Origin of the sequence: Streptomyces eurythermus, assembly GCF_014649115.1 — a bacterium.
Taxonomy (GTDB): domain Bacteria; phylum Actinomycetota; class Actinomycetes; order Streptomycetales; family Streptomycetaceae; genus Streptomyces; species Streptomyces eurythermus.
The window spans coordinates 105,340-117,981 of the sequence record NZ_BMSK01000014.1 but is presented as its reverse complement, the minus strand read 5'-3'; the positions used below and the strand labels follow the sequence as shown (position 1 = coordinate 117,981).

The window sequence follows — 12,642 nt, the reverse complement described above, 5'->3', positions numbered from 1 at the left end:
CCGTGCTGTCCGCCGTCGTGATCCCCGCGATACTGCTCGCCGTCGTGCTCGCGCCCGGCGTGTACGAGGAATGGAAGGCCTACGTCCGGCAGACGCGGCTGCCGCTGCCCCCGGCCCGGCGCCCCGTACGCACCCGGCTGGTCCACGGCCCGCGGTTCGCGTCCTGGCGGAGGTGGTGGGGCCGTCGGTGACCGCGCGTCACGAGGGTGGCCGGGCGGGGACCCGGCCGGTGCGGCGCCGGCGCCACTCCTGGTAGCGGCGGGCGGCGAGGCCGTAGCAGCGGTGTCCACGGCGCAGCCGGCGCCGTTGGGCCGGGCCCGCCCGGCGTGATGTGCCTTCTCCCCATCCGGCGCCTGCACGCTCCCGAGGTGCCGCGGCGGTGTGTCCTACGCGGGTTCCAGGCCGTCGAGGAAGCCGAGCAGTACGTCGGCCTCCGCGCGGAGCCGGGCGGCCCGGTCCGCGTGGGCCGGTGCCGTCAACCGCGCGGCGGCATCGAGCCGTTCGCCGGCTTCGGCACGGACGACGTCGATCACGTCGCGCTCGCTCAGCTCGCGCCGCGCGGCTTCGGTGGTGCCGGCGCCGACCGGTGACTGTTCGAGGGCGACGCCACGGAGTCGGTCCTCGCTCACGGGCACCGCCTCGGCGTTGTCCAGTGCGGCCAGGGTCGACCGCAGGGCGCTCACGGCGGCCTTGTCACGGGCACGCATGGCTTCCGGCAGTGCCTGACGCATACGAAGACGTAGAGACATGCGGTGACCTTATGCCCGCGCTCCCCCGCCCTCAACGGGATAAACCCTCACCGCGCCGTAGGGCACCGGCGGAGCCGCCGGCGCGCCGCGTGTGCGCGCCGGGGGTCCGGGTACCCGGGCGCTCGTCACAGCCCGGCCGTGCCGACGAGAGGAGCCGAAGGTGAGCAGCTCAGCGGGCAGCAGGGTGGTCGTGACCGGCGCCACCGGCAATGTCGGGACCAGCGTGGTGCGCCTGCTCTCCGAGGACCCCGAGGTGGAGTCGGTGCGCGGGCTGGCCCGGCGGACGCCGCAGTGGTCGCCGCCGAAGACGGAGTGGTCCGCCGTGGACCTCGGTTCGGACCAGGAGGACCTCGCCGAGCGGTTCGAGGGCGCGGACGCCGTGATCCACCTCGCCTGGGCGTTCCAGCCGACGCACGACCCGGCCCGGACCTGGCGGACCAATGTGCTGGGCGGTATCCGGGTGTTCGAGGCGGTCGCGGCGGCCCGGGTGCCCGTGCTGGTGCACGCCTCCTCCGTCGGCGCGTACTCGCCGGGACCGAAGGACCACGCGGTGGACGAGTCCTGGCCGACCCACGGCTGGCCGGACGCGGCGTACTGCCGGGAGAAGGCCTATCTGGAGCGCACGCTGGACGTGTTCGAGCGCGACCACCCCGAGGTGCGGGTGGTGCGCATGCGCCCGGCGTTCCTGTTCAAGTGGCAGTCGGCGAGCGAGCAGCGGCGGATCTTCGGCGGGCGGTTCCTGCCCGGTCCGCTGGCCCGGCCGGAGCTGCTGCCGTTCCTGCCGGACATCCCCGGGCTGCGGGTACAGGCGCTGCACACCGACGACGCGGCCGAGGCCTACCGGCTCGCGGTGCGTTCGGACAACGCCCGGGGCCCCTTCAATCTGGCCGCCGATCCCCCGCTGGACGCCGCCGTCCTGGCCGGGCTGCTCGGCTCCCGGCCGGTCCGGCTTCCGCGTACGGCGGCCCGCTCGGCGATCGCCGCCGCCTGGGGGCTGCACCTGCTGCCCGCGTCCCCGCACCTGTTCGACGCCGTACTGCGGCTGCCGCTGATGGACTGCGCGCGGGCCCACACCGAACTGGGCTGGCGTCCCCGGCGTACGGCGACCGAGGTGATCCAGGAGTTCCTGGAGGGCCTGCGGCAGGGCGGCGGGATGGAGACCGAGCCGATGCGGGGACGCAAGGTCGGCTGAACGGGCCCTGACGGGCCCCACGGAGGAGCGGAGAGACACCATGGCAGTACGGGAACCCGGGTCCGGCGGCGAGGAGCGGCCGGTGCCCAGGGACATGCCCGACCAGCAGGTCGGCGCCGGGGAGGACCGGTGGGACGTCACCGCCCCGGGGCGGTCTGCCGAGGACGGGCGGGGCGAGGACGGCGAGGACACCGCGCCGGACACGGACGAGGCCGGCACCGGCCCGCGTGGCGCGCCCCGGACGGGCACGGTGCACCCGGAGCACCCCGGCCCGGACGAGTCACCGGCGTAGGACCGCGTGGGGGGCGCCTGTCGGTTCCGTGCCGGACCGCACGCGCCCCCCGGGTCGCGTCCGGGATCAGTGCGGCGCCCTCTCCTGGAGGGCCGTGTGCCAGGTGGGGAGCGGGGTCCGGCCGGCCGGTTCCGGGCGGCGGCCGCCGCTGGCGAAGAAGTCGGCCAGGGGGAGGATCGCGGCGCCGACGGTCACCGCGTCCGGGCCGAGCCGGCCGAGGTCGATGGTCACCTGGTCGCCCGGATGACGCAGGGCGTAGGTGGCCGCGTGCCGGCGGACGGCGGGCAGGAAGCGGGTGCCCAGCTGGAGGCCCGCCCAGCCGCCGATCAGGATGCGCTCGGGCTGGAAGAGGTTGATCAGGTCGGACAGGCCGGCGCCGAGGTACTCGGCGGTCTCCTCCAGGACGGCCAGCGCGACCGGGTCCGGCGCGGTGCCCTCGGGCGGGTACGCGGCGGCGAGCATCGCGGTGAGCGCGGTCTCCTCGTCCGTGTCCTCGGGCGGGCGGCCGCCCTCCTCGCGCCAGCGGGCGAGCAGCGACTCGGCGCCGGCGTACGCCTCCAGGCAGCCGGGGGCACCGCAGCGGCAGCGCCGGCCGCGCACCCGTACCGTCAGGTGGCCCCATTCCACGGCCCGCCCGTGCTCCACCTCGGGCGTGACCAGGCAGGCGCCGACGCCGGAGCCGAACAGCACGACCACGGCGTTGCGGGCGCCGCGCCCGGCGCCGAACCACATCTCGGCCTGGCCGAGGGTCTTGGCGCCGTTGTCGATGAGGTACGGCACCCCGTCGGGGAGCGGGGAGGCGGAGCGCAGCAGCCGCTCCAGCGGGACGGCGTCCCAGCCGATGGTCTGCCCGTGGACGACGGCGCCCTGGTCCGGGGTGTGTTCGACGATGCCCGGGACGCCGACGCCGACGCCCAGCAGCCGGTCGGGGGCGGCCTGTTCGGCGGTGAGGACCTCGGCGACGCCGTCGCGGATGTGACCGGCGATGACGTCCACGTCGTAGCCCTGCGGGGTCAACGGACGTTCCACCCGGGCCAGTTCGGTCAGCGCCAGGTCGAACAGCTCGACGCGGACGCGGGTTTCGCCGACGTCGACGCCGATCATCTGTCCGCTGCGAGGGGCGACGCGCAGCAGGGTGCGGGGCCGGCCGCCGTCGGAGTCGACGCTGCCGGCCTCCTCCACCAGGCCGTCCGCGATCAGGTCCGCGACCACGTTGCTGACCGAGCCGGAGCTGAGTCCGGTGGCCGGGCCCAGCTCGAACCGGCTGAGCGGGCCGTCGAAGTACAGTCGCTGGAGCACCGCCGTGCGGTTGCCCCGCCTCAGGTCGCGTACCGTGCGTCCGTTGCGCCCCGCCATGTGGCTCCCTTCACGAACCGTCCCCGACCTGCAACATACTCCTTCGGGCAGCGGTGCGCGACATTACCCCACGCCTTAGTTCATGCTGTGAGCTAAGCGGAACGCGTGCTGTCGTCCAGCAGGCCCGGAGGGACGGAGGGACGGGCGGGCGGACCCCCGCCCCTTCCGGCACCCGCCGGAATCGCCCACCGTGCCCCTCCCCCACGCCCGGGCTCAGCCGGCCGCGTACACGTCCTCCACGTAACGTCCGTCCGCCACCAGCGCGTCGAGCCAGCGCTCGGCCCGCTCGGCGTCGGCGTCCGGGGTGTGTTCCCGGTACAGGGTACGGAACGCCTCGCGGACGCCGGGTGCCATGCGGGCGCCGTCGCCGCACACGTACACCCGCGCCCCGGCGCTCAGCAGCCGCCACACCTCGTCGGCCTCGGCGGCGATGCGGTGCTGGACGAAGGCGGCCCCGTTCACGGGGGCGGCGCTGAAGGCCGGCCGCAGCGCGATGGCACCGGCCCGCTCGGCGGCCCGCAGCTCGTCGGCGTGCAGGAAGTCGGCGTCGGGCGCGTCGCAGCCGAAGTACAGCAGGGCGGGCGGGAGTTCGGCGCCCGAGCGGAGGGCGGCCAGCCGGTCGGCGACGGCGCCCCGGAACGGCGCGAGACCGGTGCCGGCGGCGACCATCACCACCGGCGCCGAGCCGTCGACGCGGAACGCCTCACGGCAGGGCTGGACCCGGGCGTACACGGTGTCGCCGGGCCGCAGCGAGGCGAGGTGGCCGGAACCGGTGCCCCGGTAGCGGCCCCTGCCGGAGCGTGCCGGGGCGTCGAGCACGGACACCATGAGGTCGGCGTGGCGGGCGTCGGCCGCGGGCGCGGAGGAGATGGAGTAGTGGCGGGGGCGCAGCGGGGTGAGCAGGTCGAGCAGGGCCGGCCAGTCGAGGGCGCCGCGCAGCGCGGGGTGGTCCTCGGCCAGCTCCAGCAGGGTGCGCGGGTCGTCGCCGGGCAGGGCGGCGAGGGCGGCGCGCTCGGGCGGGCAGGGGTTGGCCTCGGCGAGCAGGGCCCGCTGCCGGTCGGTCGGTCGTTCCTGCAACTCCACGTGGTGGGTGAGGAGTTCGCGTACCGTCAGCGGCCGGTCGACAGCAAGGCCGTCTCGGCGCGGGCGGGTGGCCCGGATGTCCAGGACGGCGTCGGCGTCGAGACCGAACGCGGCGACCGCCCGGTCCACCAGCTCCGGCGCGTTGGCGGGCAGCACGGTCAGGTGGTCGGCGGTGCGGTAGGTGACGCCCTCGGGCAGGGCGATGCGCAGGAACCGCTTGGTGCGGGGGTGGCCGGGCGCGGTGAGGTCGTGGGCCTCGGTGACGGTCATCGGGACCAGGCCGTGGCGTTCGGCGAGGGCGTCCAGCGGGCCGCCGGTCAGGGTGCGTACCGCGTAGGCGTGGGCGGGCTCCTCCGGGGTGCCGGTCCCGGCGTCCGGGTCGCCGTACTGGATGAGCAGCGCGGTGCGCAGGCGGTCCGTGAACTCCCGTACGGCGCCGGTGAGATCGCCGGAGGCGTCGGCGGCGGCGCGCTCGGTGAGCCGGGTGGCGCCGAGTTCGGCGAGGCGGGCGTCGACGCGGGTGGGGACCTGCTGGTAGGTGGCGGCCCAGTTGCGGTCGCCGACGCCGAGGACGGCGTAGGTCACGCCGGTCAGGTCGGGGGTGCCGTCGAGCCAGGCGGTGAAGGCGGTGGCGTCGTCGGTGGGGCGGCCGTTGTAGGAGGCGGCGGTGATGATCACGGGCCGGTCGGCGGGCAGGCCGTCCGCGTAGGCGTCCAGCGCGGCGACCTCGGTGGCGCAGCCGACGGCGGCGGCCTCGTCGGCGAGCCGGGCGGCGAAGTCACGGCAGGTGCCGTAGTTGCTGCCGTGCAGGAACAGGGCGCGGGTGCCGGGGCGGACCCGGGCCGGGAGCGTGTCCGGGGCCGGGGTGTCCTGGACGGGCGCGGGGGCGGTACCGGGCAGCGGGGCGTGCGCGCGGTCGGCGGCGGTGCGCGGGGTGAGCGTGAGGGTGAAGCCCTCGGGCTTGAGGGTGAGGGTCTCCTTCACGGTGAGCCGGTAGCCGGTGTGGTCGTGCAGCCGGTAGCGGTGGACCAGCAGGGCGAGCAGCATGGTCGCCTCGTGCAGCGCGAACTGCCGTCCGATGCAGGCGCGTTCGCCGGTGCCGAACGGCTTGTAGGCGTGCACCGGGCGGGCCGCCTCGGCCTCGGGGGTGAACCGCTCGGGGTCGAACAGCTCGGGGTTGTCGCCCCACACGGTCTGGCGGTGCAGCATCGGCGCGAGCACGGTGACGGCCTGCCCGGCGCGCAGCGGGAGCCGGCCGCCGAGCAGGGTGTCCTCGCGGGCGTGCCGGCTGAACGCGGCGGCCGTCGGCCACAGCCGCAGCGCCTCGTTCAGGACCTGGCGGGTGTAGGTGAGCCGGCCGATGTCGTCGTACGTCGGCTCGGGGTCGGGGGCGCCGCCCCACAGCGCGTCGGCCTCGCGCTGGACGAGCCGGAGCACGGCGGGGTGCTTGGCGAGGTAGTACAGGGCGAAGGACATGGCGCCGGAGGTGGTCTCGTGGCCGGCGATCAGGAAGGTGATGACCTGGTTGCGGATGTTGGCCGGGTCCAGGGTGGTGCCGTCGGCGGGGTGCGGGGCGCTGAGCATCAGCCCGAGCAGGTCCTGCGCGCCGCTCTGGTCGGTGCCGGTGCGGGCGGCGATGACGTCGTCCACGACCCGGGCGAGGTAGTCGGCGTCGGCCCGGAAGGCGGCGTCGGCGGCCGTGTGGTCCCCGTCGGGGGTGCGGGCCAGGCGGGTCATGCTCCACTCCAGGCAGCGGACCATCGACTCCACGAAGGGGTGCGGTTCGGCGCGCTCGAAGGAGCCGAAGTCGTAGTCGAATCCGGCCAGTCCGATGGTGTCGAGGGTCATGCGGGTCATGTCGTCGGGCACGTCGACGGGCCGGCCGTCCCGGGCCGCCCGGTCCCAGGAGTCGATGAGGCGGCGGGCCACCTTCAGCATCACCGGGTGGTAGGTGCGCATCGAGCCGAGCGCGAAGGCGGGCATCAGGATGTCGTGCGCCTTGGCCCAGTTGGGCTCGTCGTTGTACGCGGTGAACAGGCCGTCGGCAGCGAACTCGCGGACGTTCTCCAGGGCGGGTCCGACGTGCTTGGCGAACCGCTCCTCGTCGGCGAGGTCAGCGACCAGGTCCGTGTCGGCGACGAACAGCGCGTCCCGGCCGTGCAGCCGGCGCACCAGGACCGGTCCGTGCTCCCGCATCAGCTCCATCACCTGCTGGATGGGGGTCCGGCCGGGGCCGGTGGCGGTGATGTCGACGACGGGGACGCCGGGCAGGGTGGCGGCGGGCTCGGGGTGCAGTGCGGTGGGGGGCATGCGCGACAACTGCCTTTCGCGGGAACGGACTCCTGCGTTCCAGGGTGGTCGACGGACGGGCCGGGCCGGCGCCACGGCACTACACGATCGTGTAGGGGAAAGTCGGCGACGGCCCTTGCGCCGCCCGCGCACCCGTCGCCTGCCGCCCGCGGCAGGGTACGGCTGATCGCCGCGCGGCCGGGAAGGCCGCGCCCGCCGAGGCCCCGAGTTGCCGCTGACCTGCCTCTTCCTCTTTGATGGGCGGGCGGCCGGCGGACCGGGAGGTGCGATGGAGGCGGGACGGGCCGACGCGGTGACCTGGCGCAATCGCGCGCTGCTGGTGTTCGACCGGGTGTCGGTGCCGGTGGCCGTGTGCGATGTGTACGGCCAGGTGGTGCTGGCGAACCCCGCGATGGCCACGGAGTGCGGTACCACCCCGGGCCGGCTGCGCGGCCGGCAGGTGCTGGAGCTGTTCCGGCCGCAGGAGGCCGGCCAGGTGGAGCGGATCGCCGAGGCGCTGCGGCTGCGGCACCGTTCCCGCTACCAGGTGTCGGTGTGCTGGCGGGCGCCCGGCGGGGCGGAGCGGTACGGGGAACTGACCGCGGATCCGGTGAGCGACAGCGCGCAGGAGACACCGGCGCTGCTGGTGATGCTGCGGGTGCTGGGCGAGCGCACCGCGCCCGGGTCCGAGCCGGCGCCGACCACGGAGGTGGAGCGGCAGGTGCTGGCGCTGCTGGCCGGCGGGGCCACCACCGCCCGCGCCGCCCGTGAGCTGGGTCTCAGCAGGGACGGTGTCACGTATCACCTGCGGCGGCTGTCGGCGCGCTGGGGCGCCGCCAACCGTACCGAACTGGTCGCCCGCGCCTACGCCTTGGGCGTGCTGCTGCCCGGGGTCTGGCCCCCGAGGGCGCGGGCGGAGGAGTCCGAGTAGCCCCTGCGGAAAACCATTAGCACACTCCATTGGGGCTAAATACGATAGCTGTCCGCCTAGGACCCCTAGGCAGCGTGTCGTCGCATCCGGAAGGACCCCCCATGAGACCGCTCACCGAGCAGGACATCCGCGCCTCCTTCGTCAACTGCTCCAAGGGCGAGGCCAAGCGTCTGGCCGTGCCGCGCGATCTCGGGGAACGCCCCTGGGACGATCTGGACTTCCTCGGCTGGCGCGATCCCGGCGCGCCCGACCGCAGCTATCTGGTCACCGAGCGCGACGGCCGTCTCACCGGTGTGGCCCTGCGCTACCCGTCCTCGCAGCGCAGTTTCCTGCACCGCAGCCTGTGCTCGGTGTGCCTGACCACGCATCCCGGCGGCGGGGTGTCGCTGATGACCGCGCGCAAGGCGGGCGCGGCCGGCCGGGAGGGGAACTCGGTCGGGCTGTACATGTGCACCGACCTGGCGTGTTCGCTGTATGTGCGAGGCAGGAAGGTGCCGGAGTCCGGGGTGCGGTTCGAGGAGAGCCTGACCCTGGAGGAACAGATCGCCCGGACCCGGGACAACCTCTTCGCCTTCCTGGACAAGCTGTATGTCTGAGCCCTTCCCGGACAAGCCGTACATCTGAGGGCCGTCCGGCCCACGCCGTGGCGGGCGTGGCCGGAAACAGACCGCGAACGGCCACGTTCGACCTGCCCGGGTAACGGGAACAGGCCAAAGGATGATCAACGTACGGAAGTGGAGCCCGGACCTGCGGCAGGTACTGAGGCGTCGCCGGGACCCGGCGGTCGTCCAGACGCTGCGGTCGGCCGCGGCCGCGTCGGTCGCCTATGTCATCGCGCTCCGGCTGAGCCCGGAGCCGGCCCCGCTCACCGCGCCGCTGACCGCGCTGCTGGTCGTCCAGGTGACGTTCTACGCCACGCTGACCAACGGCATCCGCCGGGTGAACTCGGTGGTCGCCGGTGTGCTGGTCGCCATCGCGTTCAGTGTGCTGGTGGGGCTGACCTGGTGGAGCCTGGCGCTGCTCATCGTGGCCTCGCTGGGCGTGGGCCGGCTGGTACGGGTGGACGAGTACACGGCCGAGGTGGCGATCAGCGCCATGCTGGTGCTCGGCGCCACGGTCGGGTACACCGCGTGGGCCCGGATCGTGGAGACGCTGATCGGCGCGGCCGTCGGCACCGCCTGCAATCTGCTGCTGCCACCGCCCGTGTGGGTGGACGAGGCGGGCCGGTCCATCGAGGGCCTGGCCCGGCGGGTGCGGCAGCTGATGCTGCGGATGGGCGAGGAGGCCGCGGGCCGGGTCCCCTGGCAGCGGGCGGCCGAGCGGCTGCACGAGGCACGCCGGCTGGACCACGACATCACGGGGGTGGACGCGGCGCTGCGGCAGGCGGAGGACAGTCTGCGGCTCAATCCGCGGGTGAAGGAGGGGCTGCTGCACCGGGTGGTGCTGCGCACCGGTCTGGACACGCTGGAGATCTGCACGGTGGTGCTGCGGGTGCTGGCCCGCTCGTTCACCGACCTGGCGAAGGCCCGTGGCGCGCAGGACCTGTTCCCGCCCCGGGTGGGGGCGACCGTGGAGCAACTGCTGTCGGAGATCGCCGACGCGGTGGTCAGCTTCGCGGTGCTGGTGACCACGCATCTGAGCGAGGACGCCGAGTCGGCCGAGGCCCGGCTGTCGGCCGAGCTGCACACGGCGGCCGGCACCCGGGACCGGCTGGCGGAGCTGCTCCGGGAGGAGATCGCCAAGGACTGGACGGACTGGCAGCTGCTGGGTGCCGTGCTGACCGAGACGACCAGGATCATCGACGAGCTGAACACCGAGCACCGCACCCGGCGCCTGCTGGAGGAGCTGGACCGGGTCTCCCGCGAGCACCGGGCCAAGCTGCCCCGGCTGGCCCGGCTGCGCGACTGGCTCGGCGTCCAGGAGGAGCTGTGGCGCAATCGCGCGGGCCTCGGCAGCCGTTCCCGGTGAGGTGCGCCGGGGCCGCACGGGTTGCCCCTGGCGGCGGGTGCGGGCCAAGGTGTCCTGTCAGGAGCGGGCCGGCCGACGACCTGAGGTGGGGCATGGAGACGCAGTCACGGACGTCCGCGGGCAGCCGGGAGAGCGGCGGCGGGTGGACCAGGCGCCGGTTCGTCGGGGCCGTGGCCGGCACGGCCGCGGTCACCGCGTGCACGGGCCGGGCGACCCCGGCGGCGGACGTCCGGGCGACGCGGGGTGCGCCGGAACCCGCCGCGCCGTCCCGGGGTGCGTCGGGGCCGCGCCCGCTGTACATCGGCACCTACACCTCCGTGGCGGGCGGCGGCACCGGCATCGGCATCGCGTCGTACGACCCCCGGACGGGCCGGATCACCGGGGAGGGCACGCTGACCGGGGTGTCCGACCCGTCGTATCTGGCCGTGCACCCGGACGGCCGGACACTGTACGCGGTGGCCGAGCGGCAGGACGGCGCGGTGACGGCCGTGCGCCTGGCCGACCGGCGGGTCCTCGGCACCCGGAGCACCGGCGGCGCGGGTCCCTGCCATCTGTCGGTGCATCCCACCGGCCGCTGGCTGCTGAGCGCCGACTACGGCTCGGGCAGCGTCGCGGTGCACCCGATCGACGCCTCGGGGGCCCTGGGCGAGCGCACCGACCGGGTCACGCACACCTCGCCGCCGCCCGGTCCCGGCCAACAGGGGCCGCACGCGCACCAGTTCGTCACCAGTCCCGACGGACGGCACGTGCTCGCCGTGGACCTGGGCACCGACACCGTCTACACCTACCGCCTGGATCCGGTGCGGGGCACGCTCGCGGAGGCCGCCCGGGCGCAGACCCGGCCCGGCGCGGGCCCGCGCCATCTGGCCTTCCATCCCGGCGGCCGGTACGCCTACCTGGCCAACGAGCTGGACGACACGGTGGCCGTGTGCGCCTACGACCCGCGCTCCGGGCGGCTGAGCGTCGGCGCGCCGCAGCCTACGGGCTCGGACGGCGGCACCAACTATCCGGCGCAGCTGCTGGTGACGGCGGACGGCCGGTTCGCGTTCCTGGCCAACCGGGGCCACAACAGCCTCGCCCGGTACGCCGTGGAATCGGCCGGGGCCCGGCTGCGGCTGCTGGGGACGGTGCCGGTGGGCGGGGACTTCCCGCGGCAGATCGCGTTCTCCCCGGACGGCCGGCTGCTGTTCGCGGCGAACCAGCGTTCCGGCACGGTCACCGTCTTCCACGTCGACGCGGGCAGTGGGCGGCTGAGCCCGGCCGGCGAGCCGTTCGCGTCACCCGTCGCCGTCTGCGCGCTGCCGCTGTAGCGCCCGGGGGCAGCCCGTGGCGGCGGCCTGGGCCAGCAGGGCGTGCACGCGCTCGGTGAGCTGGGGGACGTCGTCGGCGGGCGCGTGGAAGGGCAGTCGTACATCACCGTGGGCGCGGGTGCGTTCGATGCGCAGGGTCAGTCCGTGCCGGTCGACGGCGAGCGGGACCACCCGGGTCGCGGCGTGCAGGCTCTCCGGCCGCACCAGGCGGCTGAGCCGCTCGACGGCGTCCGGGTGGGCGTCGGCGAGGTGGGTGAGCAGCCGTGCCTCGGCCCCGGCGAGGGGGTCGGGCCGGGCGGCGGCGAACTCGTCGAGGTCGACGACGACGGGCCCGGATGCCTGCCGGAGCACGACGCGGGTGGGGCTGAAGAGCAGGGTGCCCTCGGAGGGGGCGAGCCGGCCGGAGAGCCAGAGCCGGGCCCGGATCCGGTGGCACACCGGTACGGGGGCGACGTCGGCGAACTCCAGCAGGGCGGAGGGCTCCTGGCGGGGGGCGCACAGGGACGCGGCGAACAGGCCGCTGTCGTCGGGGACCGTCAGCCGCACCCGGCCGTCCTCGGTGACGGTGTGCGCTCCGGCGTACTCCTCGCGGACGCCGTCCGCGGTCACCGCGCACGACCACGCGAGGGACAGCACCGAGCGCGCCCGTTCCGCCGCGCCGGGGGCGGCCGTCCAGTCCTGCGTGTCACCCATCCCAGACCTCCTTAGGTAAGCCTTGCCTAACCTATCGGAGTTCGGGGCGCGCGCCAACCGCGCCGCACCGGCGGACGGAGCCGGTCCGGGTCACGCGAGGACGCCCAGCAGCGCGCGGGCGCACAGGTCGCGCACCCGCTCACGGCCCAACTCGCCCTTCCCGCCGAGCCATTCCAGACACACGGCGGTGGTGAAGGCGAGCCAGCCGCGCACCGCCAGGCACATCTCGGGGGCGTTCTCGACGACCGGCCCGAACTCGGGGTCGGCGGCGAACGCGGCCAGGATCTGCCGCTCCTGCGCGGCCAGCGCCCGCCGGTAGACGCGGCGCACGGCGGGGTCGCCGGCCGCGGCGGCGCGATGGAAGGCGCGGAAGCCGTGTGCGTGGGCCTCGACATAGCCGAGATAGGCGTCGAGGCCGGCGGTCAGCTGCTCGCGCACCGGCACCCCGGGCACGGCCGCCGTCATCCGCAGCATCCGCTCGCTCTCGCGCTCCACGACCGCGGCGAAGAACTCCCGCTTGGTGGGGAAGTAGTGATACAGCAGCCCCCGCGACACCCCGGCGATCTCGGCGACCCGCTCCACCCACACATCGTCGTAGGCGCTCTCGGAGAACAGCTTCGCGCCGACCGACAGCAACTGCTCACGGCGCTCTTCGGTACTGAGCCGGCGCCGGGCGCGCTCCCCCTCGTTCGCGGGCATGGCGTCACTCTACTTGACGCCGGTTCTCATACGGCACCACACTGAAACGCGTTATTGAACCCACGTCCAACACGTGCGGG

General features: G+C 74.9%; 12 protein-coding genes. 7 read left to right on the top strand and 5 right to left on the bottom strand.

Annotation, left to right across the window (positions count from 1 at the left end; genetic code table 11):
• Window positions 1-2: 2 nt before the first annotated feature.
• Window positions 3-191, top strand: a complete 189-nt coding sequence (locus IE251_RS26150) for a hypothetical protein (protein WP_189755472.1) — start codon at window positions 3-5, stop codon at window positions 189-191.
• A gap of 195 nt (window positions 192-386) precedes the next feature.
• On the opposite strand, the gene IE251_RS26145 is transcribed toward IE251_RS26150, so the two are convergent.
• Window positions 387-707 (bottom strand): GatB/YqeY domain-containing protein, encoded by a 321-nt coding sequence (locus IE251_RS26145; protein ID WP_189755562.1) that lies wholly within the window; start codon window positions 705-707, stop codon window positions 387-389.
• Between the two features lie 202 nt (window positions 708-909).
• Between IE251_RS26145 and IE251_RS26140 the strand changes: the two genes are divergently transcribed.
• Both IE251_RS26140 and IE251_RS26135 read left to right on the top strand, forming a co-directional pair.
• The gene (locus IE251_RS26140) at window positions 910-1,941 is read left to right on the top strand and encodes an SDR family oxidoreductase (protein ID WP_189755471.1); all 1,032 of its coding nucleotides are present in this window, start codon (window positions 910-912) and stop codon (window positions 1,939-1,941) included.
• 40 nt (window positions 1,942-1,981) lie between these two features.
• Window positions 1,982-2,233 carry a hypothetical protein gene (locus IE251_RS26135; RefSeq protein ID WP_189755470.1) on the top strand — a complete coding sequence of 84 codons (252 nt, stop codon included), beginning with the start codon at window positions 1,982-1,984 and terminating at the stop codon, window positions 2,231-2,233.
• A gap of 66 nt (window positions 2,234-2,299) precedes the next feature.
• Here the strand turns inward: IE251_RS26135 and IE251_RS26130 are convergent, their stop codons facing one another.
• The gene (locus IE251_RS26130) at window positions 2,300-3,589 is read right to left on the bottom strand and encodes an ROK family transcriptional regulator (protein ID WP_189755469.1); all 1,290 of its coding nucleotides are present in this window, start codon (window positions 3,587-3,589) and stop codon (window positions 2,300-2,302) included.
• Between the two features lie 213 nt (window positions 3,590-3,802).
• Complete coding sequence (locus IE251_RS26125) at window positions 3,803-6,982, bottom strand: bifunctional cytochrome P450/NADPH--P450 reductase (protein WP_189755468.1); 3,180 nt, start codon at window positions 6,980-6,982, stop codon at window positions 3,803-3,805.
• Window positions 6,983-7,250: 268 nt separating this feature from the next.
• Here IE251_RS26125 and IE251_RS26120 point away from each other — a divergent pair, with 268 nt between their 5' ends.
• The 4 genes from IE251_RS26120 to IE251_RS26105 all read left to right on the top strand — a co-directional run bounded on the left by IE251_RS26120 (window position 7,251) and on the right by IE251_RS26105 (window position 11,170).
• Window positions 7,251-7,892 (top strand): PAS domain-containing protein, encoded by a 642-nt coding sequence (locus IE251_RS26120; RefSeq protein WP_189755467.1) that lies wholly within the window; start codon window positions 7,251-7,253, stop codon window positions 7,890-7,892.
• 101 nt (window positions 7,893-7,993) lie between these two features.
• Window positions 7,994-8,488, top strand: a complete 495-nt coding sequence (locus tag IE251_RS26115) for an FBP domain-containing protein (RefSeq protein WP_189755466.1) — start codon at window positions 7,994-7,996, stop codon at window positions 8,486-8,488.
• A gap of 121 nt (window positions 8,489-8,609) precedes the next feature.
• Entirely contained in the window at window positions 8,610-9,860 is a 1,251-nt protein-coding gene (locus IE251_RS26110) for an FUSC family protein (protein WP_189755465.1), read from the top strand.
• A 92-nt stretch (window positions 9,861-9,952) separates the two neighbouring features.
• Window positions 9,953-11,170, top strand: coding sequence for a lactonase family protein (locus IE251_RS26105; protein WP_189755464.1), 1,218 nt, complete (start codon window positions 9,953-9,955; stop codon window positions 11,168-11,170).
• On the opposite strand, the gene IE251_RS26100 is transcribed toward IE251_RS26105, so the two are convergent.
• Window positions 11,138-11,863, bottom strand: coding sequence for a DUF2470 domain-containing protein (locus IE251_RS26100; RefSeq protein ID WP_189755463.1), 726 nt, complete (start codon window positions 11,861-11,863; stop codon window positions 11,138-11,140). The genes IE251_RS26105 and IE251_RS26100 overlap by 33 nt on opposite strands.
• A gap of 90 nt (window positions 11,864-11,953) precedes the next feature.
• Complete coding sequence (locus IE251_RS26095) at window positions 11,954-12,562, bottom strand: TetR/AcrR family transcriptional regulator (RefSeq protein WP_189755462.1); 609 nt, start codon at window positions 12,560-12,562, stop codon at window positions 11,954-11,956.
• Window positions 12,563-12,642 lie beyond the last annotated feature (80 nt).